This window comes from Candidatus Tisiphia endosymbiont of Metellina segmentata (assembly GCF_964030715.1).
Lineage (GTDB): Bacteria > Pseudomonadota > Alphaproteobacteria > Rickettsiales > Rickettsiaceae > Tisiphia.
In genome coordinates, this window is the sequence record NZ_OZ034919.1 from 355,537 (window position 1) to 380,330 (window position 24,794).

The 24,794-nt window shown below is 31.4% G+C and carries 21 protein-coding genes; 11 read left to right on the forward strand and 10 right to left on the reverse strand.

Going from position 1 to position 24,794, the window contains the following annotated elements; all coding sequences use genetic code 11:
- Positions 1-135 precede the first annotated feature (135 nt).
- Together AAHM80_RS02040 and AAHM80_RS02045 are read left to right on the forward strand one after the other, a co-directional pair.
- Entirely contained in the window at positions 136-807 is a 672-nt protein-coding gene (locus AAHM80_RS02040; RefSeq protein WP_342260124.1) for an HD domain-containing protein, read from the forward strand.
- A gap of 1,044 nt (positions 808-1,851) precedes the next feature.
- A complete protein-coding gene (locus AAHM80_RS02045; protein ID WP_342260125.1) occupies positions 1,852-3,843 on the forward strand; it encodes a P-loop NTPase fold protein in 1,992 nt (663 codons plus the stop codon).
- 435 nt (positions 3,844-4,278) lie between these two features.
- Here the strand turns inward: AAHM80_RS02045 and AAHM80_RS02050 are convergent, their stop codons facing one another.
- Entirely contained in the window at positions 4,279-4,572 is a 294-nt protein-coding gene (locus tag AAHM80_RS02050; protein ID WP_250310713.1) for a conjugal transfer protein TraD, read from the reverse strand.
- Positions 4,573-4,987: 415 nt separating this feature from the next.
- Here AAHM80_RS02050 and AAHM80_RS02055 point away from each other — a divergent pair, with 415 nt between their 5' ends.
- The 5 genes from AAHM80_RS02055 (at position 4,988) to AAHM80_RS02075 (ending at position 11,288) form a co-directional block, all read left to right on the forward strand.
- Positions 4,988-9,184, forward strand: a complete 4,197-nt coding sequence (locus AAHM80_RS02055; RefSeq protein ID WP_342260126.1) for an AAA family ATPase — start codon at positions 4,988-4,990, stop codon at positions 9,182-9,184.
- A gap of 38 nt (positions 9,185-9,222) precedes the next feature.
- Positions 9,223-10,188 carry an Rpn family recombination-promoting nuclease/putative transposase gene (locus AAHM80_RS02060; protein WP_342260127.1) on the forward strand — a complete coding sequence of 322 codons (966 nt, stop codon included), beginning with the start codon at positions 9,223-9,225 and terminating at the stop codon, positions 10,186-10,188.
- A gap of 143 nt (positions 10,189-10,331) precedes the next feature.
- The gene (locus AAHM80_RS02065; RefSeq protein ID WP_342260128.1) at positions 10,332-10,475 is read left to right on the forward strand and encodes a hypothetical protein; all 144 of its coding nucleotides are present in this window, start codon (positions 10,332-10,334) and stop codon (positions 10,473-10,475) included.
- 53 nt (positions 10,476-10,528) lie between these two features.
- Positions 10,529-10,945, forward strand: a complete 417-nt coding sequence (locus tag AAHM80_RS02070) for a hypothetical protein (RefSeq protein WP_342260129.1) — start codon at positions 10,529-10,531, stop codon at positions 10,943-10,945.
- Positions 10,946-11,018: 73 nt separating this feature from the next.
- Positions 11,019-11,288, forward strand: a complete 270-nt coding sequence (locus AAHM80_RS02075; RefSeq protein ID WP_410521508.1) for a hypothetical protein — start codon at positions 11,019-11,021, stop codon at positions 11,286-11,288.
- Positions 11,289-11,616: 328 nt separating this feature from the next.
- On the opposite strand, the gene AAHM80_RS02080 is transcribed toward AAHM80_RS02075, so the two are convergent.
- Entirely contained in the window at positions 11,617-12,558 is a 942-nt protein-coding gene (locus tag AAHM80_RS02080) for an IS110 family transposase (protein ID WP_342259457.1), read from the reverse strand.
- Between the two features lie 234 nt (positions 12,559-12,792).
- On the reverse strand, positions 12,793-12,918 hold the full coding sequence (locus AAHM80_RS02085; protein WP_342260131.1) for a hypothetical protein: 126 nt from the start codon (positions 12,916-12,918) through the stop codon (positions 12,793-12,795).
- Between the two features lie 728 nt (positions 12,919-13,646).
- On the opposite strand from AAHM80_RS02085, the gene AAHM80_RS02090 reads away from it, so the two are divergent.
- The 4 genes from AAHM80_RS02090 to AAHM80_RS02105 all read left to right on the forward strand — a co-directional run bounded on the left by AAHM80_RS02090 (position 13,647) and on the right by AAHM80_RS02105 (position 17,540).
- Positions 13,647-15,314 carry a hypothetical protein gene (locus AAHM80_RS02090; protein ID WP_342260132.1) on the forward strand — a complete coding sequence of 556 codons (1,668 nt, stop codon included), beginning with the start codon at positions 13,647-13,649 and terminating at the stop codon, positions 15,312-15,314.
- Positions 15,315-15,338: 24 nt separating this feature from the next.
- Positions 15,339-15,854, forward strand: a complete 516-nt coding sequence (locus AAHM80_RS02095; protein ID WP_250311280.1) for a hypothetical protein — start codon at positions 15,339-15,341, stop codon at positions 15,852-15,854.
- Positions 15,855-16,217: 363 nt separating this feature from the next.
- On the forward strand, positions 16,218-16,493 hold the full coding sequence (locus AAHM80_RS02100; RefSeq protein WP_250311510.1) for a transposase: 276 nt from the start codon (positions 16,218-16,220) through the stop codon (positions 16,491-16,493).
- Positions 16,494-16,535: 42 nt separating this feature from the next.
- Positions 16,536-17,540 carry an IS5 family transposase gene (locus AAHM80_RS02105; protein ID WP_410521509.1) on the forward strand — a complete coding sequence of 335 codons (1,005 nt, stop codon included), beginning with the start codon at positions 16,536-16,538 and terminating at the stop codon, positions 17,538-17,540.
- A 167-nt stretch (positions 17,541-17,707) separates the two neighbouring features.
- On the opposite strand, the gene AAHM80_RS02110 is transcribed toward AAHM80_RS02105, so the two are convergent.
- From AAHM80_RS02110 to AAHM80_RS02140, 7 genes are all read right to left on the reverse strand, one after another.
- Positions 17,708-18,823 (reverse strand): IS256 family transposase, encoded by a 1,116-nt coding sequence (locus tag AAHM80_RS02110; RefSeq protein ID WP_342260133.1) that lies wholly within the window; start codon positions 18,821-18,823, stop codon positions 17,708-17,710.
- A 204-nt stretch (positions 18,824-19,027) separates the two neighbouring features.
- Complete coding sequence (locus AAHM80_RS02115) at positions 19,028-19,162, reverse strand: type IV secretion system DNA-binding domain-containing protein (RefSeq protein WP_342260134.1); 135 nt, start codon at positions 19,160-19,162, stop codon at positions 19,028-19,030.
- A 40-nt stretch (positions 19,163-19,202) separates the two neighbouring features.
- Positions 19,203-19,763 (reverse strand): IS630 family transposase, encoded by a 561-nt coding sequence (locus AAHM80_RS02120; protein WP_342259405.1) that lies wholly within the window; start codon positions 19,761-19,763, stop codon positions 19,203-19,205.
- Positions 19,757-20,257 (reverse strand): helix-turn-helix domain-containing protein, encoded by a 501-nt coding sequence (locus AAHM80_RS02125; RefSeq protein WP_342259385.1) that lies wholly within the window; start codon positions 20,255-20,257, stop codon positions 19,757-19,759. Before AAHM80_RS02125 ends, AAHM80_RS02120 begins: the two co-directional genes overlap by 7 nt.
- Positions 20,258-20,287: 30 nt before the next feature.
- Positions 20,288-20,746 carry a helix-turn-helix domain-containing protein gene (locus AAHM80_RS02130; protein ID WP_342259537.1) on the reverse strand — a complete coding sequence of 153 codons (459 nt, stop codon included), beginning with the start codon at positions 20,744-20,746 and terminating at the stop codon, positions 20,288-20,290.
- A gap of 101 nt (positions 20,747-20,847) precedes the next feature.
- On the reverse strand, positions 20,848-22,029 hold the full coding sequence (locus AAHM80_RS02135; protein WP_342260135.1) for a tetratricopeptide repeat protein: 1,182 nt from the start codon (positions 22,027-22,029) through the stop codon (positions 20,848-20,850).
- 10 nt (positions 22,030-22,039) lie between these two features.
- On the reverse strand, positions 22,040-24,769 hold the full coding sequence (locus AAHM80_RS02140) for a conjugal transfer protein TraG N-terminal domain-containing protein (RefSeq protein ID WP_342260136.1): 2,730 nt from the start codon (positions 24,767-24,769) through the stop codon (positions 22,040-22,042).
- Positions 24,770-24,794: the final 25 nt, after the last annotated feature.

Consider the following 24,794-nt stretch of genomic DNA (forward strand, 5'->3'; position numbering starts at 1 on the left):
CAAATTACAAGACCTTAAATACTTCTTGTGAAAGAAGTTTAACATGAGGGAAATATTTTGACCTACTGATAAAATTTCTTGATTATTACCGTTAGTTAACTAAACTTGAATTATTAATTTACCACATGGCACAATATGTTTGAAAATCACTTTACTTGTAAGTATAAGGAGTCTTATAATTGTTATTATAGTAAAAGATTATTACAAAAACTTTTGCTATTAAATAAATGTGCAATAAATAAGATAGATTTGAACCAAGTTACTAAGGCTATTTACTATGCCAAAAAATATCACAGTGGACAAAAGCGTAAAACTGGAGAATTATTTTACACTCATACTTTAGAAGTTGCCTATATGGTTGCTGACTATTCATTTAAAACTGATGTTATTGTTACTGCCATATTCCATGATGTTATTGAGGACACAGAATGTACTCAAGAAATAATAGCAAAAGCATTTAATGATAAGATAGCATATTATGTTCAAGATTTAACCAGAATTAAGAAAGATTATAAGATTAGTGCCGTAGAAATGGTTAAGATATTATATATGCAAAAAAAAGAGGATTTATTATTAATTAAGCTATGTGATAGATTGCATAATATGCAGACAGTAAGGGCTAAGCCTCTTGACAAAATTTGGCAAACAACTTCAGAAACTTTACAGATATTTTTATCATTAGCTGCTTACTTAAAAATACCTAAGCTTGCTAGGGAATTAGAACAACACTGTCTCAATGTAATCTTCAATTACGAAATCCTGCAGAATATATCTGATAATAATCGATTAGTTGATACAAACTGTTGAACAAATTATAATGGAAAATATACACTTTTTTTGAAACTAGCTATTTGATACTGAAATCATATCTAAAAACTATTAGATTGAGCCTCAAAACAAATCTTTTCTAGACAAATGGGATCACTATAGACAATATTAACAGAAAGGAAGTATAAAAATATATTTTAGAAACCTATGGAGATATTACATGCATAAGATAATTCTAGTGTTAATAACATTATGTATTATTTTTCTTGAATTGACTTCATTTTTTAGATAACCTTTTAACTTGGACTTTGGACAAAATCATCAAAAATATTCACTAATATCCTACTCAACAGTAAGATTAAAAGTGATTATTTATCGACTAATAAATACCTAAATATCTAGTAACAACACTCAATAAACTGTATCAATCCCTTGTAATCAAAGCTTTTATAATAAATCTTATTGACATAAGTGACTATTACAATAACATTGAACACACAATTAATATACAAATTGCATTCTTTGAGGGTTTGAAAAAACATACTAAAATCTCACACCCCCAAAGAATACAATTTGAACAAACTCAAGGTTACAGCAAAGTAAATTATTAAAACTAAATTTCCTATTTTTGTAGATAATATTTTGTCCAAAGTCCAGATCAATAGCTTTAGCTAGGAAATGGTGTTTACGTGGTAGGAAATGTTTATATCTTACTGCCGCTAGTCTATTGGACTTTGAACAAAATAATTTAGCCTATATTTAGCAACTTATAATTTATCTTTTATGTAAAATAATTTACCTAAAATTGTAAAAATATTAACTATAGATTAATAATAATCTTAGAAATTTAATTTAAAATACTAGTTTTTTATAAAATTTTCTATTTGTGAAAAAACAGGGGTTTTTGTCCAAAGTCCAATTTCTAAGTCCATATACAATTTACTGATGGCAGTAATCTAAGATAGAGTCAAATAAATATTTAGGGATACCAAAAACATTACTTATTTCCATGCTACCTATAATTGACAAAAGAATTTTATTAGATATAATTTTTTGAATTTTCTAAATAAATGCAGGATACACATGACTTCACCTAATCCTAAGCCAAATGAGCATATAGAAACATGCTTAAATGAATATTGTAATAATAACCGGAGTGCAGGTAATAATTATGCTCTTCTCATCAATGGAAAGTGGGGAATAGGTAAAACGTATTTGATCCAAGAATACAGAAGAAAGAACAGAAAAAATACTGAAGAGAACAAAGGCAAGTCATACATAGCTTATACAAGTGTAAATGGCATATCAAAAACATCTGATCTCAGTAGGGCAATGTTAAACGATCTATTAGATTCAGATGTCAAGTCTAGCTTATGCATAATCCGAAAGGTCAAATTTTTGTTCTCATTAGTAATAGCAGCGTTATTGCTATCACCACTACAATGGTATATAGAAAAACCCCTGAATTATGATTTTGTATTTGTATTAATATTAGCATTCGGATTCGGATTCAGATTAGTATTGCTATGTTGGGATACTATATTTGCATTTTTGGCAGAACATGTAGCTACAAACGTAGTGGTATATAAAGTATACTCTCTATTATTCCCAAAGACCTCATTTGTTTTAGTTTTTGATGATTTAGAGAGATCTTTAATTCCAATAGAAGAATTATGGGGGTACATTAATTACTTTGTTGAGCAAAAAAATATTAAAACTATCATTATTGCTAATACAGAGGAAATTAGTAACAAACATCAGGGAAATGAGAAGCAAAATACACAGTCAACTCAGTGGAGCAAAATAAAAGAAAAAGTAATAGATATTACTTTGGAAGTAGAAGCAGATGTGAATAGTGCAATAGACACAATATTGAAGCAAGTGGAAAACAACACACTAAAGAACAAATTACTATATAGCAAAAATGAAATTAGCGAGATTTTTAAAGGATTTGGTGATAAAAATTTGAGATGTTTAGAGCAAATCATTCAGTATTTTGAAAGATTTTATACGGACAAGTTGTTTGAAAAAGATACAGAGGATACTCTTTTTAAACAGATCGTAAAAATATTCTTAACCTTATCATTTGAAGCTAAAATAGGTGCTTTGTCTCATAGGAAGAGTATGACATTTGATAATAATACAGACTACAAGGTAAAAGAAGCATTTGAAGCTAAAATAAGACAATATGGAATTGAACACTACATATTAGACAGCACAATATGGGATGATATTATTTTTAAGTATAAAATTAAGCAGGATGATATTCTAAAATCATTAGAAAAAAATTATTTTCGATATCAAAAGGAGGAGCCTGCTTGGTATCAGCTGCTACATTTTAAATTTGAAGAGAAAGAAGAGTTTTGCAATCTAGTTAATGAGGTACAAAATGATCTTAAAGAGATATCTGTTGGTGAGGAAGGTGAAGTTAAACATATAATTAGCTTACTTATGTATTTTCAGGAAGAAAAGGTGATCAATATTAATATCGACGAATATATTGGTTATGCAAAGAAAAATCTTAAAAAGATTTATGAAAACCTAAGTTCTGATAGATTACAGGAGATAGACAATAATATATACTACAACTATACTGAACATGAGCATACGCTTGGATTAGGTTTTTATAGTAAAGATAATAAGAAGTTTAAAGAGTTCATTAAGGAATGCAAAGAAATTAGAAAGAATGTTCTGCAATCCAAACATCAAGAGCAAGCTAAAGAGTTATTAGAGCTACTACAAAATAATCTAGACGCATTTTGCGTAAAAATTAAAAGAGATGGTATATATTATAATAGCCCTATATTAAAATATATAGAGGCAAAAGAGTTTGTGGAAAAATTTTTCCAGTGTAAAAATGCTGACCAAAAGAAGATAGTGGAGGCATTAATAAACAGATATCAGTGGCACAATAATCAAATTAATACCTTTATTTTAAACGAAGGAAAGTCTTGGTTGCCAAAGATTATTCAGCAATTAAAAGAAATAGAAAAACAAGAAGATATATCCTTCACAAAACTTCGTATAGAGAATTATATAAGATGGCTAGAGAGATGCCTTACAAACTTAAAATAGTTAACCACTCTGCACTGTAAGTGCAGAGCTTAATATTATACCAATTCCCAAATTTATTGGACTTTGGACAAAATAATTTAGCCTATATTTAGCAACTTATAATCTATATGAGATATAAAGTAATTTACTTGAGATTGCAAAAATATTAACTATAGATTGATAAACTTTTTAAAAAGTTAGCTAAAAATACTAGTTTTTTATAAAACTTACTATTTTGTAAAAAAATAGGGTATTTTGTCCAAAATCCAATTATGGATTTGATTGGATAAAAGATTATTTTTATAACTCGTTAAGTGATACCCCTGCTATGTTGTTTTCATTACTACGAAAACACATTATGCATGCTTTCCAACTTCAACAATAAGTGTGGGATACCTATGACATTAGGCATTCATGCCGTAATATTAAGCTCTGCACTTGCAGAATGGTTAACTTTTAAGATAAGAGAGGCTTATCTTTTAATTCTTGATCAAAAATATTTCGGCCAATTTTAGTCCATTGGTCTTTGATATGTGGGAACTCTGTTAATTCATTTTTCAAAGAGACTAATGCTCCAAATAAACTATTGGTAGGTAAGTCATCAAGCTTTGCTTTAGCAATCAATCCGCCCAGTTCAATTAAGCGACGAGTACGCATTTTTCTTTCTATAATTTTAATTTTAGCTTCTTCAGTAATAATTTTAGCTTTCTTTTGTTGTAATTTTAATCTTTGTTTTATGACATTTTCCATATAAGTATAATATTCTAAAAATTATTGCTTACATGTCATGAATGCACAATAAATTTAAGAAGTCCAATGAATTATAGAGTTTCAATAAAAATTATTCATATTTTTTTCTGAACCAGATAATTGATACAACAGAAGACTACAAGCAATAATAAATGGATAGGACAATTCAAGAATCCCCACTCCTACCGAACCAGCAAATTAATATAAACGAAGATATTGCTATTATTTTAAGTAGCAGCTGGAAAGCTACAGAGAAGAGGTTATTAACCTAACTTTATATTAGGTTAATACGCAATATACAAACCTAAAGGTTTATTGTTTTTTTTGCTGGTTCATTTGATCTAGATTCTACTCGATGATTTAAAATTAGCATGGTAATGTAATGCAAGATTGAGATAATGAACAGTAAAGAATTATGGCGATACAATTTGCAAGGATCGAGATAGTAAGTAGAAGCTTAGGAGGAAATAGCTGTTGTAAAGCTGCTTATAATGCGAGGGCGATTGTTAAAGATCAACAGACTAATGTTACTTATAATTTTGCCAGAAAAGGAGATAACGTCTATCATACAGTTTTACTACCTAGCTATGTAGATGGAAGATTTAAAGACCCTGAAATATTGATGAATGCGGTAGAGCAGGCAGAGAAAAGAAAAAATAGCCAGTTATTAAAAGATGTTGTTATAGCCTTGCCTGACGATAAGGAGCTAGATTTACAAGATAAAATAGCCATTACCCATGAAATAATAGAAGAGATGGCATGGGTAAAAAATGGTTTAGGAGTGCAAGTAGATATACATAAGCCCCATAATGGAGAACGAAATTGGCATGCTCATCTGCTTGTTACTACTAGGAGATTTACAGAAGACGGCAAGAGTTTAGGAGCTAAGGCAGTAGATTTAAATCCTGAATTTAAAAAAGTTAAAGGGAAAGCATTTATTATTCCAGAATCACAGATGATTCATCAAAGAGCCAAAGAAGTAATGAACAGATATTTTGCTAAATTAGGTTTGGAAAATAGAGTGGATTCAATAAGCATGATGCCACAACAACATCTTGGTCCTGTAAGAATGAGAAACATCATTAATGAAATAGCAGAGCAAAATGAGCTAAGCAAGCTAGCTCATCTAAAAATTATTAAAGATAGTGATGGGGTATTAAATCGTATTATAAGCCATCAAGCTATTTTTAGTAAACAAGATGTAGTAAGAGCGGTTAAAGAAATTCAAGGACAAGAGGAAAAGCAAAAATTAATTCAAGACGTATTAAATTCAGAAAGGTTAGTAAAACTATATAATGAAGATGGCAAAGATACTAAATATTACACTACTTATGATGTTCGAGAAGAAGAACTACGATTACTAAGAATAGCTAATAAAATTCATGATAATATCAATTATAACATAGTCGGTAATATAACAAGTTTAAAAGAAGACATAGCAAAACTTTCTAACATTAGCGAGTCTCAGAGAGAAGCGTTACAACACATTTTACTGCAATATAATGGGATAAGAATGCTGCGTGGTAGAGCTGGTACTGGTAAATCACAAATACTCGCTACTGCCTATAAACTTATTACTCACCATGGACAAAATATTATAGGTCTTAGCCCTACTCATAAAGCTGTATCAGAGCTAAAAAGTAAGGGATATCAAGAATGTTACACGGTAAAGGGATTTTTATTTAAATTGTATAATGGTAAAATTACTCTACCAAATAATAGCTTGTTAGTAGTAGATGAAGCAGGAATGGTAAGTAATAGTGATTATTTAGAATTATTTAAGATAGCAAGAAGCTCTAATTGTAATTTAATATTAGCAGGAGATGAGAAGCAACTAACCTCAATCGAGCGAGGTGGCATGTTTGAAATATTTGCCAGTACATTTGGTTCATATGTACTAAGTGATATTAGAAGACAAAGTCAGAAGTGGGCAAGAGAAATGGCTTTATGCTTTGCTAGATCAGATATTGCAGCTGGGATAGTGTTGTTAGAGAGGCATAATGGGTTAAAGATTGATCATACTTTGGAAGAATCAATGGCAAGATTAATTGATGATTGGAATAGTAGCAGATTTACTCTACAAGAACGTTTAATAATTACTGTAGGCAACCAAGAAGTAGATAGTATTAATCAAGGAATAAGAGAATTATTAAAAGCAAGTGGATTACTAACGGGTAAAGAATATCGTCGTTCTATTCTAGGCTCAAAATCAGATAAGCAATATGAAGATTATATGGTAGGAGATCGTATTTTATTTAAGGCTACTGACAAAGAGTTACAAATAGAAAATGGTGAATTTGCTACTTTAGTTTCAGTAAGTAACAATAAGTTTGTCGCTAAAACAGATCAAGGTAGAGAAATAGTATTTAATCCAGAGCAGATAAGTTTTAAACATGGCTATGCTTCTACAGTCTTTAAAGCTCAAGGAGCATCAATTAAAGATGTATATGTTTTACATAATCTAGCTGGTAATGTTCGGAACTCTTATGTTGAAATGACCAGGCATATAGAACAAGTAAAGCTGTACTGTAATAGGCAAGCTACAAGAAATACGGCAAGTTTAATATCACAACTTGCTAGAATAGATAATAGACTAGCAAGTATGCATTTTAAAACTTTAGAAGATTTAAACAAAATGCATGAAGATAAGAATCCTACTATCATCAATAAACTAGGTAATTGGTTTAAATATGTAGCCAATGACATAGAGGATAGATTGTATAATAAGCAATATTATCAACAAACAGTAACAGCAGAGTCACTTGTTAAAGTAGTAGAAGTGTTGCAGCAGACTAGCACGAATCTTGCTCAAAATAATCAACTACAAGAAGGGTTAAACAACTCTGGTAAAATGTTAACTAATAGCAATAAACAAGAACCAAAAATAAACACTAAGTTACAAGAAGATAGTATAATAAATTATGCTTCTACTCAGGATAATATAAAAAATAAAAATATGACACATAACATTAATTATGATTTTATCAACAAGCAAGAGAGTCTAAAGTTAAAGCAATTACTATCTTTCAAAGCTGAAGACATAGCACATAGTCTTCTTGGCAGACCAAATGAGCTTTTATCCAATAATTATATATTACGCTGGGAAAAAGATGGTAAAATAGCAATGAAGATTAAAGGAGGTAAGGCTGGAATATGGTACGATTTTAGTAAAGGTGAAGGTGGAGACTTATTTACCTTAGTACAGAGAGAAAGAAAATGTAACTTTATTCAAGCTCAGAAATATTTACAAGAAATGGTTGGTATGCCAACTGTCTATAAACAAGACCTATTAGTAGATTTGGTAGTAGATAAGTCTTACAGGCAAGCTAAAATCCAGAATCAACAAGAACAAAACAGAGAGATAGCTAAGATAAAACAAGCGGAAGGATTATATGAAAAATCAAGTTCTGTACTATATTCTACCAATAATAATGTAGCTAGACAATATTTAGGTAAGCACCGTGGAATTGAAACAGTATTAGAAAAATTCCAATTAAGCCAAGACCTTAAAACTAACATGATGTGGGATAATGGCAGCAAACAATATTATCCAGCCTTAATTGCCTTCGCACGAGATCAAGAAGGTAGAATCACTGGTGGACAATCGATCTATTTAAACCAAGAAACAGGTGCTAAAGCTGATATTGCCGTTAATAAACGTTCATTTGGTAAAATTAGTGGTTGTTTTGTAGAAATTCAACAAGATAATCAACAAGGGAATAAGTCAAGGAGTAACATAACAATTATAGCAGAAGGAGTAGAAACAGCTTTAAGTTTGCAGGAAGCAGGTATTAAAGGTAAAATCATCTGTAGTTTAGGTATAAGTAATATTAAGAATTATCAACCTACAAAAGGAGAGAAGATAATCATTGCGGCAGATAATGATGGACAAAGTGCCGTATCAGTTAGTAGTGTCATTAAAGCTAAAGAACAATTAACAGCTAAGGGTGCAGTAGTATCAGTAATAATGCCGCAAGATATGGGGGATTTTAATGATATGCTCAAAGCTCAAGGAGCAGAATCTATTAAAAAGTTTATAGAACCTGAAATAGCAAAATTAATATCAAATGAAACACTAAACGAAAAAACAACTAAATTTACTGAGTCATTAAAACCAGTTAATAATGCTGACAATAATAAATCACAAATCAAATCTATAGAACTAGAACTTGGAAAATCAGCAAATCGCGATATATTACAGAAGTTTCAATGGCAAATAAAATCATTGGAAAGATTTACTACTAAGGAGAACATAAATACAGCCTTGCAAATATATAAGGAAAAAGGCATAGAGTCTTTTATTCTCTATAGCAAGAATAGTTGTTCTAAAGCTATTGAGCAGAAAATAACAAAAGATTTGCAAATAATGAAAAATAAGTTTGCTCCTAATTATAATTTAGGTAATGTTAGATTCTGCGATATAGTAATAAATGATTTTAGAGGTAAAAGCTACGCCGTACCAGAAGATTACTTAGTTGCCATAGGCAAAGATAAACAAGTGATGCAATATATTAATCCACAATCAGTAATAGGTAAGGAAATAAAAAATGAATTACAAAATGCAGCAGAGACTCAGAAAAACCAGGGAATAATAGTTAAAGCTACTATATAGGTTATATTAAAAATAATAATAATTAACTAATCAAGAATATGTCAACTCAACTAAAACATGATGCATTATTTAAAAAGATAATGGTCAATCAAATAGCAGCTCAAGAATTTTTGGAGCATTATTTACCAGAAGAGGTTAAGGAAATAGTTGATTTAACCAAAATAACAATAGAGAAAGAATCATTTGTTGAGGATGACCTAAAAAGAGCTCTTAGTGATTTAGTCTATTCTGTTAAGACTAAAGATAATGAGCAAGCCTTTGTGTATGTGTTGATTGAGGCGGAGATAAGACCAAAATATTGGATGGCACTCAAATTATGGAAATATATGTTGCTATTAGCTGAAAGACATAAAAAAGGTAGGAATAAAATACCGTTGATAGTACCAATGGTGTTTTATCATGGTACTAGAAGATTTAATGTGCCAAAGAACTTGTTTGAGTTGTTTAGTGATCCCAAACTTGCAAAGCAATTGATGTGTGAGGATTATAAGCTAATAGATTTACAATCAATGTCTGATGATGAGATAAAGCAGAAGCAACATTTCGGTATGTTACAATTTATGATGAAAAATATACAGAAGCGAGATATATTGAAGGTGTGGGATGAACTTTTAACAAATTTTAAATCCTATATTAGTATAGATAAGTCAACAGGCTATATTTACATAAGATCGTTTTTATGGTATAGTGAGGCTAAGATAGAAGAAGGTAAGCAACAAGAGCTAGAGAGGCTAATAGCGAGTCATTTAACTGCAACAGAAGAGGGGAATATTATGAGAACTATTGCTGAGAAATATATTGATGAGGGTATAGAAAAAGGTATAGTCCAAGGCATCCAGGTTGGTAAAGCTGAAGGTAAAGCTGAAGGTAAAGCTGAAGGTAAAGCTGAAGAGAGAGTTGAAATAGCAAAGAAAATGTTAGCTCAAGGCTCTGATGTTGCTTTTATTTCTGCTGTAACTGGTCTTAGCAAATCTTTTATTCATTCTCTTACTCAGAAAAAATAAACCCGAGTCAATCATTTAATTTGTGTAAGTTCATTTTTTATTTTCCAATAAATCATATTTAAAATCTCCACAAAGTATTTCAAATTGATTTAAAGCTAGTCTGTCCGGCAAAACTCTATAAGTCTTATAGATAATAGGTTTTAATGGCAGAAAATAATAACACTACCAATGAAGACACAACTAAAACTAGCAATGAAACAAATAATATCGATAATGATATTTCTCTTGAGCTAGAACAAGTTAAGAAAAAACTCAAATTAGCTAATTTAATCACCAAGACTTTATAAAAAATGTATCACTTAGTATAAAAACTCCCTGTATCAGCATTTGGTCAGGTGCTTTGGTACTATATGAAGTAGAGAATGATCCTAGCAAGAAGCAATCTATAGCCAACATTACCAATTGTGCCAAGGAGCTTATCAATTACTCCGGTGATATATTAGACTTTGCTAAGTCACATTCAAGCTTGACAGCTACCACAGCATTAGCACCTCACATCTTACAAAAAATTGATCCTAAGAAGTTAGTAAATAGAGTTATTACTAAACTAATACCAGCTGCTAATTATAAAGGCATAAAGCTCGTTGCTAATTTTCAGCATGATCTTGCGGATGTGGTCATTGCCGATAGTTACCGACTTGAGGCAATATTAGATCAATTAGTTAGTAACGCCATTAATTTTACCGAGAAAGGTAGTATTATTATTACCACCAATTTTTTTGCTGCTCCAACCTTCGAATTAGGAAAATATCTATAATGAAAATAATATTAAAAATACCCGTGCTAAGGAAGATATTTTGCAATTCATCGTTCATGATACCGGTATAGGTATGTCCAAAGACCAACAACAATATCTTTATAAGCAATTAAACAGTCTTGACTCTTCTACTAGTAAAGATAGTGCTGAGGAAGTGGATTTAAGCTTAGGTTTAGGCTTAAATTTAGTCAAACAGTTTATCTTTGAACTAAATAGTAAAATTAATGTTAACAGCTATCAAGGTAAGAGTACAACTTTTACTGTACAAGTACCAGTTAAATTACCACTAGTTGAAGATATTATTGAAGACATGATTAACGATATAGCTAATAAGAGGTTATAAATCAATAATTGACTATCAACCACCGTTGCAATAAATAATTATTAAAAATATCTATATCTACAAAACTTACGCTATGGAAGGTTCTAAATAGTGTAAAGATGGAGAACGGAGCTGTCGTTGCATATAATCATCTAAAAGTCTTAACTTTATTTGTAAACCGTTTTACATATCAAAACTTACGCTGTGTTATCTCAAATATGACTAAAAACCTTGGTCAAAAGCCATCTTTTCATAATGGGAAATTTTTATAATATCCTAACGGATATACAATAGAGAATTTCGAAAGAGCAATTATCTTTTATCTAAATTTTATAAAAATAGATAAATATTATTTAATAACAAAAACACGTTTTTGTTGAATAAGTTTATGGCACACTTCAAGTAACTTACGCATACAAGCAACTATCGCAACTTTCTTAGGTTTAAAATTATTAACAAGCCTATCATATAAAATTTTTAAATATTGGAAACCATTCTTACCAGCTAATACTGCCATGTATAAAGCATCTCTAGGTATTTTCCTGCCTCCTCGAATAAATCTTCGTCCTTGCTTATTACCACTATCACGAGCATATGGAGCTATACCAACAATTGATGACAATTCATTGCTACTATAATTTTTATCCCCTAATTCAGGTACAAAACTAATTAGTTTTGTAGCTAAACATTTACCAATACCAGGTACAGTCTCTAATATTTTTACCTTCTCTTTTAACTCTTCTGACTCATCTATTGTTTTGTTTAACTTTTTATCAAGCTCAGCTATTTCATTCTGTAAAAATTTAATGAGCTTTTCTATACTCTCTTTATCAATACCATCAATGCTATGATGTAGTCTTTTCTTTTCATTGCTAAGCATTAATACTAAATCTTCTCGTCTTTGTTGACATCTCTTCAAAGTCTCTGATTCAACTTGATATATATAATTCGCTGAAAGCTGCATCTTATCCGCATAATATGCTAATTTAAATGCATCCTTCCTATCAGTTTTACACAAATTCACCGATTTACTAAAAGAATTAAAACTATATGTATTGACCTTATGTATTTGTTGGTTATTATTATCCAGCTTTTGACAAATCTCAGCTTCGTATCCTCCAGTAGGTTCACATATTATTAGCTTAATCTCTTGCTCTTTTGCTAATTTAATCATCTCTTCATGACCAGCTGCATCATTGGCAAAACGATGATATTTAGGTTTATCTCTTGTATTATATACACATATATCAAGCCAGTTTTTACTTACGTCTAGACCTATTATTTTATTCATGATATAATCTCCTTCTTCTTATTGTGCAAGGCTGCTCTTTTTAAGACCACCTTCTGCAATTTGTTCAAGGTAAACTACCAAAAAGAGGGTACTTATTCTCTTAGCGACTATTTTAGTCAAGGTCTATTCAAGTCACCCTCTTTAATTACTTATAACACATTCTTAAGATATAAGATCTATTCTTTCAACCAATGTACCATTTCTTTTAAATCAATAGTAAAAGCAGCAAATTTTTTAACAACTTACTTTATCTCTTCCAACTGGTAAACAAACATAATGTTCTCTAGAGCTGATATCAATGACTGCTGCATCAGGATTCATTATTTCCAATTTCTGTTTATCATTATTTTCCTTTACCATTATAACCTCCTTCTTGTTAAATGCTGTTAAGCCAAGCTAATTTTAAGTTGGAGGGGTAATAGAATTACTCTCCTAAACGAGGTCTCTCATACACTTAAGTTATGTATGATGCCATCAATGATATTACCAAAACTCCAAAACCATGCTACCAAACGGCTGTGATCAATGCACCAGTGAAATTGACGATTATAGCTTAATATTAGCTTGGTTATTTCATTTTATAGAAGTATCGCAAATAATACAGATGCTGCTTAATGGTTACTGTTAAAAATGATACTACGTTGAAGTGTGGTACAGAGCCAGTTTCTTATATTTTGTTGCGTGGTGCTTAGCACCAATGTTTAGGCTACCAACAGAGTTGATTATGTTGTTAGCAATAACAAAACTCAAAAATCTTCTAAAGCTGTACAAGATGAGTTTGGTTTTCGGTAGGTAATTGAGAGCATGCATAGAGAAATTAAGCAATTACTGTATAGAACGTTGCCAATGCAGAAAACAGCGTATCCAATGTAATCACATTAGTTGTACATTTCTAGTTTGGGCTTTTAGATGATTATATGCAACAACAGTTCCGTTCTCCATCTTTACCCTATTTAGAACCTTCTATAGCATATAGTTTTGTAAGTTTATTATGTGACATGTTCTAAACAAAATTGTTGACTTGTCCATTTTATAGACATAATCTTAACCAAGAGGGTAATTGATAATAAGAGGAGGAGGGTATTTTAATGGAAGAGTCAAATGATCTTGGATTTTTTCAAGTAAAAAAATCAAGAATTCATGGTTTTTTAAACGCCGTAACGGGAGTAAACATGAGTGATAAAGTGCTGATAGATGTGGTTATTGATGAAGATGAAGGTAATAAAATCGTCATATTAGGTCGTCCTCCGGTCTCAGGCAGCTCTAAAAAACAGATGCGTCATGTTACTCCGTACTCTCTTGTAGAACTTTTCATAAAGTCAAAGGTGCAAGATGAAGATGTTTTAACAGGAAGAGTATTAACTCGTTTAGTAAATCCTATGAAGATATTTGTATCTGATCAACTTGGACTATGTCTTAATCGTCAAGAGTATGATGACCTTAAAGCAGCATTGCAACTTGCTGAAGATGAAGATTTCTATCATGTTAGGATAAAGAATGTAAGAGGAGGAGCATATAAATATTTAATAAATGACAAAAAAATCATTGAAAAAATAAAAGAAGATAATCTTTTTGATGAGGAACAGGTAGAACAATTTAAGGCAAATTATACAAGAAGTATGGGTAAGTTTATTGATTACTCTATAGATTCACTGCAGCAAGCAATCCAAGATCAAAACACAATAGGTATTGCCTATGAAGCTATTGGAAGATTAATGTTGACTCTGTTTAGTCAAATGCTTTACACTGCGTTTCCTGAAGAAGGAAATACTTTGATCAATGAAATTCGTTATTATTCTTCAGCGGCGAAAGCTAAAGAACCTAGAGGGCATGAATTTGAGATATTAACTCATGATGAGGCAGCAGAATTAGCAAAAGGAGGTAAATTACAGACTGAGAAAAAACAAGATCCAAAGGTAAGAATTGTACAAAATGAAGGAAATAGAATTAAAAAAGTGATAGATGCGTTGAAGGCAATAAATAAGATTATATCTTTAGTCAATGATAGAGATGATGATGTGGAGATACAACCAAAAATTATGGAATATAATGAAAAGTATAACACTAAAATAAAAATCAGAGAATTAGAAAAGGAATTAGAGGATCGTTATAATGGAAACGTTTCCCTTCAAGTTATGATGCAATATGTAGAACAACAGTCAGGGGATTTAGATTATGTAAGGTATCATATAGCAAAACACTTATACGATGCATTCGATTTTAAGCCTTTAGAAGAAAAGGTGTTAGTTCCAGCAAATGAGTCGGATAAAAAAGTTCAATCTATAAGACTAATTAATGTGCTTCCTTCTGCAGAAGGAAGTAGAAAAGCAGCTTATCATGTTAAAGATGGAGCAGAGTATAGAAAGGATCAGATAAATAGTGCTATAGGTTATAATGATAAGGTAGTGTTCAGGGAAGAAGATTTAAATCCCTCTTTATTAGCTAAGAAAATTATAGATCATGCTTATCTATCGATATTGCCTTTTAAGTCATTTCAAGAAGGTTTTAAAAATGCTGGTGATGAAAATTATGTAAGTGATAACTATCCTTTGGAGATATTAAAAGCTTTTTCTGGATTAGCCATCAAGGATTATGGTATAGAAAATGATGAACAACAAGATTTTATGAATACTCTTAATCAAGAAACCGATAAAATAGGAATGTTTTATAGTGGTGATGAAGCTCATCATTCGTTTCTTACTAGCGGAGAAGTTGAAGCGGCTGAGTTATATGGCGTAAATGTTGATTTTAGTTAAAAAAATACATAGAGGAGTTGAATTATGCATAGAAAAAAAATGTTAGAATATGAATCAGCAAGAGAGCACCTTACAGAATTTTTAGCTGAGTCAGTTAGGAATAATAGGTTAGATAGGATTGCCAATTGGGTTCAAACGCGATTCTATGATAAAAAGCCTGTAATTACTCAAGAAAGAAAAGAAGCTTTTTTTGTAGCTGAAAGAGATGTCTTAGGTGGATTTCTCGGAAGAGGTAAAATAGAAGAATTTAAGAAATTACTTGGAGTGTTCGATGAGTTTAATCAACGTACTCCTCAGTTGAAGGAATTAGAATTTAAGGTATTGACTGATGCCATAAAAGATGCTCAGAAGTTTGTTGTAGGTAATAAAGAATGCCAGGAAGTTATTAGTAATATTATACTTACTTCATTCAATGATTTACGTGAGAACCAGGAATTTAAAGATAGATTTGAAGAAATAGATAACTTGTTGCATATAAATTCGCTAGGAGAGACTACCTTAGTAGATGTGGCAGGTTCTAGTTCTGCATTTGTAGAATAGCTATAGAGCCATCAATCAAGCAAAATGCTGCAAAGTTGTATACAAAGAAGGTTATATCTCAATCAAATCATATATTTGTTTCAATCATTGCGTTTTGCAAGGTTTAGATGTTTCAATTAAAAATTTGTATAAACCACTTTGCATTAAAATATAAATTGATTCTTAGAACAAGTTAGGCAGCAATGAGAGGATATTGGCAAAGTAGTAATAAAGTAAAATTTTTGTCATATTTTGAGGATATATAGTCTGTCCGGCAAAACTCTATAAGTCTTATAGATAATAGGTTTTAATGGCAGAAAATAATAAAGAAATCCATAAGAAAATGTTAAAATATGCTAATAAACCTTATGGATTTCAGTCAATATGCCAATAGAAAATATTATCAAATCACAAAAACAAGGAAAACTTTTTGGTTATAAATTAAAAGAAGAATTAAACTCAAATAATAAGCTATATAAATTAAGAGAATTAATAAATTGGTCTGGTCTAGAAGAATGGTTATCAAAAAATGTTTCTATTAAGAGATTTGGTAGAAATAGAAAATGTCATAGAGTGATGCTTGGTGTAACGATGCTACAAGCAATGTATAATTTTTCAGATTCATTAGCAGAGGAAGAACTAAAAGAAAACATATATTAGCAATATTTCTGTGGGTGGGAATATATAGAAACAGATATAGCGATGTCTGAAACTAGCATAAGAAGATTTCGTAATTTATTAGGTGAATCTGGATATAACGAGATATTAGCAGAGTTGATAAGAGTTGGAATAAGAACTAACACAATTAAAAAAAAAGATTTGGAATTGATAATTGCTGATACAACGGTACAAATTAAGAATATCAAGCACCCACATGATGTTTATTTAATGGATAAAGCTAGGCTTAGTATTGTGAAGCTTTGCCAAAGTTTGGGTATAAGTTTAAACGAAACCTACGCTAGAACCTATAAGCGAGATATAATAAAGCTCTGGAAGTATAAAGAGCATAGCAAAGCCAAGAAGCGTTGGAAAATAATGAAGCATTTAAAAACGTTACTTGGTCGTTTGGTTAGAATATGTGAGCGTGAGATAAAAAATCAGAAATTAAACTTATCTATCAGAGATCAAGAAGTATTGAAAAAAGTAAAACAAATACATAGCCAATCTGTTTTAAAAAGAGAAGAGAAAAAGCAATACAAAGAACAGAATAAAATATTGTATAGTTTTCATGCCCCTGAGGTAGAGTGTATAGTGAAGGGAAAACGAAACAAGCCATATGAGTTTGGCAATAAAGTTGCGGTAGTAGTCAGTGGTCTTAGAAATTTTGTACTGTCAGCAAAATCGTTTCATAATAATCCTTATGATGGTCATACATTGCAGCAGAGTTTTGAAGCGGTAGAAAATGTAACTGGAATAAAGATAAAAAAATCGTTTGTTGATCTTGGTTATACTGGCAGCAATGTTAAAGAGAAGAGTAAGGTATATACCCCAAAAACTCGGAAAAAGTTATTGAAAGAAGACAAGTGTATGATCAGGAGACGCAGTGCTATAGAACCAATAATAGGGCATTTGAAACAATATGGCAGGATGGGCAGAAACTTCTTGAAGGGTGTGATAGGAGATGTGATCAATCCAATAATCTCTGCTATAGGTTTGAATTTACGATGTATTGCCAATCATTTACAAATCATGCCTAACTCTACATAAAAAAATTATCATTAAAAAACTTGCTAAACGATTAAAAAAAAATCGTTAACAATAAGCTCATGTAAAAATTTTACTAAAACAGAAATTTTTCAATAAAATTGAAAACAATTTTTAATTTTAGTGCAAATATTAGAATTTTTTTTGTAAAAATTTTATTCAATCATAGATTATGGGGGCTTTAAATATTTTTGGCGGACCGACTTTCTAATTTGACGATTTACAGATTCTATAGTGTTAGTAGTATAAATTACCTTTCTGATCTCTTCAGGAAAGGCAAAAAACGGTATTATCCCAGACCAATTACGTTGCCAAATATCAGAAATTACCGGATATTTTTTATCCCATTTTACACCAAATTGCTGAAGTTTTAAACGTGCCATTTCGTCATTATTAGCTGTATAAATTTGTTTTAGATCTGATGTGACCTCTTTTAAATCTTTATATGACACATACTTTACTGAATTGCGAACCATATGTACAATACATAATTGTACTATAGTACTCGGGAATACGCTGCTTATAGCTTCTGGAAAGCCCTTTAAACCATCCACACAAGCAACATAAATTTGTTCAATTCCTCGATTCTTTAACTCAGTAACTACTTGCATCCAAAATTTAGCACCTTCATTTTTGCCTATCCAAATGCCAAGTAACTCCTTTTTCCCTTCTATATTTACAGCAAGTGCTAAATATACTGCTTTATTTATTACTATGTGATTGTCTCTAGATTTTACATAGATACAGTCCAAGTATAATATTGAATACACCCTATCTAAACAACGATTTTGCCACCTAGTTACTTCTTCTATCACCCCATCTGTTATGGTGGATATCAAGTCACCAGATACATCAGTTTGATATATTTCTTCTAAATGCCCTCGGATCTCGCTGACTGTCATACCGCGACCATAAAGGGATATCACTTTCTCATCAAATCCATTAAATCTCCTCAGCCCTTTTGGTATTAATTGAGGATTATACTCTCCTTCCCGATCTCTTGGTACTTCTAATGTCAGCTTACGACCATCCCCATCAATTACTGTCTTCTCATAGCTACCATTACGACGATTATTATCTACTTTTAGCATCTTGCTATGTTTTGAATATCCTAATTCATGATCCAACTCACTTGCTAATATTTTCTCAACTATTTGCTTCTTTAGCTGTTGAAATAAACCATCTCGACCAAATAACTCCGATGGATCTGCTTTTGATAATAATTCTTCTACTAGCTGATTACTGATGTTTAATGTATCTTTATCTGTATCTAATTTTTTAGCCATAATTCCTCCTTGCTTGCTTAAGTTACTTTTTTTACAGTAATCTCTTACTGCTTTCTTTGCAACTTACACAAACTATAGGACAGACTCATAAACCCAAATTAGCTGTTTAGAGAGGGGTTATAGTGTAATTTCCCTTTTTTATATACTTTTCTACATAAAGCTATTTATCCCCTCTAAAAACGCTTTAAAATGACTTTTGACATTTTAGTGAGTTTGCAAATTCATTGTTAGTTTAGTAATAGGAATATTACCAGCAAGCCTAACATAACAAGTAAGGTCTGGTAGATTCATAATTTCAGATGGCATTACTAATAACTTTCTTTTCTCTATATTATTCATATTTACTCCATCACGCATAGTGTTATACCAATTGCAATAATTAACACGGTGTATTTATCCAGTCTCTATACATAATTGATTTTACTAAATCTACATTATGAGCAAATTGATTCCAAGCGTAACAAGCCATAGTGACGATATCTTCATATACACCATAACATTGGTTAGACAAGAAATGATTTTTGATCCATGCCCAAACTTGTTCCATTGCATTAAGTTCCGGTGCATAGGGCGGAAGCGGTATCAAAGTGATATTGCTTGGCACAGTTAGTTTTTTGGCTGTGTGCCAACCTGCATTATCCGTTAGTAAAGCTATATGTCGGTTGCCTTGAATACTGCGAGAAAGGTCTTCTAAGAATTTATTCATTGCCTGTGTATTTGCATATGGTAAAATTAATGCAAAAGCTTCTCCTGTATCATGGCAAGCAGCTCCATAAATATATGTTGAAATGAATTGCTGTTGCCGAACTTTACGGGGTCTAGTGCCACGCTTAGCCCATATACGAGTTAAGCTACCTTGTTGCCCAACTCGAGTTTCATCCTGAGACCATATATCAACTTTACATCTATCGATATTTTTTGGTAATAATTCTGTTAGCATGTCTGGGAAGTTTTTTTATATGTATTTTGAGTCTCTTGATTTGACTTTGGATGCATTGAACGAGAAGTAATCCAGCTAAAACCAAGGCGGTGCATAGTATTGTAGACTGTTTTTAAAGTACATTTAGCACCATATTCCTCAAGTAACATGATATGTAGCTCCTTTCCAGTTATATACCCACCAGTTTTACTTTCACTGAGCGTATTGATTTTATCAAAAAGAGCAGACTCTTGTATAGTGTTAATCTTCCTAGGGGCACCGCTTCTTTGTGATTCAAATAATCCTTCAAAACCATGATTCCTAAATCTTCTGAGCCATGATTGCACAGTTTTCCAGTGTGACTTCACTATTTCAGATATGGCTTTAAAAGATTTGCCTAATTGAAGGTAATACATCGCCAATAAACGTATACGATTTCGACCATGCGGCTCATGTTTCATCATTTTTATAAAATCATGACCATGAAAACCTTGCGGTAATATTAACCTAGCCATTTGAGTACCTTTATCAGTTAAAAACCCATTTTACACCACTGCGTTAATTATTGCAATTGGTATAATCCAGCTAAAACCAAGGCGGTGCATAGTATTGTAGACTGTTTTTAAAGTACATTTAGCACCATATTCCTCAAGTAACATGATATGTAGCTCCTTTCCAGTTATATACCCACCAGTTTTACTTTCACTGAGCGTATTGATTTTATCAAAAAGAGCAGACTCTTGTATAGTGTTAATCTTCCTAGGGGCACCGCTTCTTTGTGATTCAAATAATCCTTCAAAACCATGATTCCTAAATCTTCTGAGCCATGATTGTACAGTTTTCCAGTGTGACTTCACTATTTCAGATATGGCTTTAAAAGATTTGCCTAATTGAAGGTAATACATCGCCAATAAACGTATACGATTTCGACCATGCGGCTCATGTTTCATCATTTTTATAAAATCATGACCATGAAAACCTTGCGGTAATATTAACCTAGCCATTTGAGTACCTTTATCAGTTAAAAACCCATTTTACACCACTGCGTTAATTATTGCAATTGGTATGATTGTGATTTTGATAGCTCATTAAGTTTGTTATCAGTTTATAAATTATCTTTTAATATTTTTAATTTCTGTTCAAATTCATCAGTCATACGATTGTTACCTAATTGCCTTAAACCTGTAATTATTTTTTCATATTCTTCTATAAGATTAGGTTTATATTTAAGAGCTAAAGTAAAGTTTTCTTTAGCTTGTTGATGTTTTCTTAAACTTATTAAGGCAATACCTTTTTCTAAATAGCTTTCAGCAAAATCAGCTTTATAGTTAATAGCTAAATCATAATTTTTAATGGCTTCTTGATGTTTACCTAACTTTTCAAGGGCTATGCCTTTTTCTAAATAAGCTGCTACATAATTAGAATCATATTTGATTGCCAAATCACAATTTTCTATGGCTTCCTGATATTTCCATAATATATTCAATGCATATGCTTTATTATAATATGCTTTTACATAATTAGGTTTATATTTAATCGCTAAATTACAAGCTCTTATACATTCTTGAAACTGTCCTAAATGTATTAAAGATAGACCTTTATTATTATAGGCTTCCACGTAATCAGGCTTATATTTAATGGCAAGATCAATATTTTTTATTGCCTCTTGGTATAATCCTAAATTCATTAAAGATATCCCTTTGTTATAATATGCTTCTGGATAATTGGGATTGTATTGAAGAGCAATATCAAAATATTCTATAGATTCGTGATATTTTCCTAATATATTTAAAACATTACCCTTATTATTATATGCTACTGCAAAATTTGGTTTATATTTGATAGCCATATCATATAATATTATAGCTTCCTGATATTTTTCTAGTTTTTTATAAGATACTCCCTTATTATTATAGACTTCTGCAAAGTTAGAATCATATTTAAGAGCAATATCAAAATTTTTAATGGCTTCTTGATAGTTGCCTAAATCATTGAAAGCCATTCCTTTACTGTTATAGCTTTCAGCGTAATCTGGTTTATACTTAATAGCTAAATCATAATTTTTGATAGCTTCTTGATATTGACCTAATTTAAAAAAAGACCTGCCTATCTTAAAATATTCTTCTGCTAAAATATTTGGCTCTTTAATTTTACTTTGCTGATCCATCTCATTTTGTTGTTTTGTGTTAGTATTTTGATCTAACAACTTATTTGTTTCTGCAATAGCAGTACTAGAAAATAGTAATGATAAAACAATTTTGAATAGTAATTTTTTTATATTTGGCATAAATTTACTTTTAATTATTTTCGTGTTCCTTTTTATATCCTGGTAACTTTATATTTCTTTTCTTAATCGCTTCTTGACTTATTCCAAGATTATCTGCTACTTGCTGAGTAGTTCTGATAATTGTGGAGTCTGGAACCTTATTAAATTCATCCTGAACCTGCTGAGTTCTATCTTTTATTTTATCTGGTAACTGATTAAGGTTTTGTATTTTTTCTCCTTCATATTCAGTTGCATTATTTATCAGCACTTGTTCTACACTCTGATCATACATATCATTTTTTCTATTATTAATATTACCAATAGTAGCTTGATCATTTAATTTCTTTACATTTTCATCAAAAGTTGATCGTAGTTCCTGTTTAGATGGAATATTGCCACTACCAGCAGAGCTCAAACTTTGAGGAATAACATTGTTAATTTTAGCTGTATCTAAAGCTATTTGCTCTGCCTCATGTTGATGAGTATTTGCCCATTTTGCTGCTTGCTCTTTGCTGGTAACCCCAGGAATATTCTTGCTCATTATACTATCTAGTACTGGTTCATTTAAATTACGGTCAATTGAAGCAGAGTTTTGTGATACATAATTCATATTATAGATAAGCTGTTCCATGGTTTGTTTGGTTCTGGCTATTTCTTGTCCAACAGATTGTTGCTCAGAGAAGTTACTATTAAGATTATTACTTAGTGATTGTACATCACTATTAGATTGATTAAGCCTGCCTTCTTTAGTAGCACTTCTGATCTTTGAAAGTGCCTCATTATATGATTGTTGCTGATTTACGGATTTTCCTTGCTCTTTTACTTCTTGATTATCTGATGCAATTCCAAATCCCAATTCTGCTACAGGTGTCTTAAACCCTATATTTACATGAGTTCCATCTAATTTTCTATAACTACTCGCAGTATGCTCTGTAGCAGATTCACTATCTGAATTCGTTTGCTGCAAGGCTAAATACTGACTATCAGTAATTCCTATAGATTTAGCTTCCTCATAACTTAATCTCTTACCTATCTCAGTTGCTAAAGATGTCCCTGTTGTAGTCAAATCACTGTACCTATCAGTTAATCCATCAAGATAGCTTTGTGAGTTGGTAAACTGACTTTGATAGCTATCTTGTAATAATTTAGAGGAGCGATAATTATTTACCAAAGAGTCTACTGCCTCAGTAAGTATCTGTCTGCCACTATCAGTACTAGTTACTCTCATACCTCCATCATCAATAATACCTCCTGCCATTTGTAGAGTTGGGGCTAAACTCTGCTGGGCGATGGTGCGGTTGCCAATATTATAGTTATCCATGGAAATATTATTATCAGCAATGTTTGCTCCTATACCACTTGCCACTGATATTGGAGAAAATTGGTTAGCAAGCGTGGTGGTAGCGTGGACACAGCCCTTTAATACTGCCCAAGATAACATTGGTACTGATGCAGCTAACATTTGAAAGGTAGCGTAACTATGCAGAATCATTTCAGAAAAACTTCCTTGGGATAAGATATTTAAACCGGTTAATCCACTAGAACCAGATTTACCAGCTAAACTAATCATTCCCAAACAATGAATGATAGTAAAAAATACTGACCAGCTTGTTACCCATATTATTAAAATTATCCAAGTTTTTAATATGCTATAACCACCAGGTAGCATACTCATTGGAAATACTATAAAGATCATGCAGGTAACAAGTGCAAAAAATACAGACTGCAATATTGGCATAATACTTGCTGCCATTTCTCCTGCTACTAAATAGCTAAATGATTGTTGAAACAATCCACGAGTAGCATTCATACTAACTAGTTGCGGATATATTCTAGCTAATGAGAACTTTTCTCGCCAATCATCATAGGCTTCACGGTTAGCATTTAACAGCATTGCTTGTTTCATCCACTGATGAATATCTGTTTGTTCCTTCTTGAGATATTTCAGCGTATCGCCAGTCATAGCTTTTAATCTCTGGTTTAATTGTTCTGGTCTGTCAGATTGCACCCCTATGCTAGAGGCAAATTTAGTTAGTAACCCCTCATGTAACTCTTTGTTAATAGCTGCCTTGATTAATGGAGTTACTTGCCTACAAGTTTTAAAACTAATAGCAGAATTACTTGGATCTTTATAATAAATACCAAAATTATTAGGCATATTTTGTTCTATAAAACCAATTATATCATTTGTTTTTTGTGCTGCTCCTTTTTTACCTAAAATATTGCCGATAACATAAGGTTTCATAAAACATTGTCTTAAAAATTCTTTACTATTAGTCAAAGTTATTGGATCCTCTATTTGGATGTCTTTGATTTTACCTACAGCTTTAGCACCAAACATAATGCCATTTTTTCTACTAGATAATCCATCATCGGCAGGCAAAAGGTGTTTTTCTAGCATCTCTGACAAAGTATAACTGATTTTCGATGCACTAGAGGCAAAAAAAGCAATACCAATTGGAATATTATCAATTTTAACAGGAGCACTCATCGATATTTCATCTTTAAGCCAAACAGTAGCTTTTGGTGTAAATAGTAACACAAAAATAAAAAACGATGGGAAAAACCACTCCATGGCAAAAATACCAATATTCCCTTTAAAAATAGCTCTAGTTGCTGCCCAAATACCACCCAGGCTTAAAGCAAACTTACCTACTGGGGTAAAATATTCGCTATTTGAGGCAAATACTCTACCTATGCCATTAAATATATGCCATAATATATCTCCTCCACCAAATGTATGTATTACGTAATCTACCATTTTCTCTACTGTATAATAATTTCAG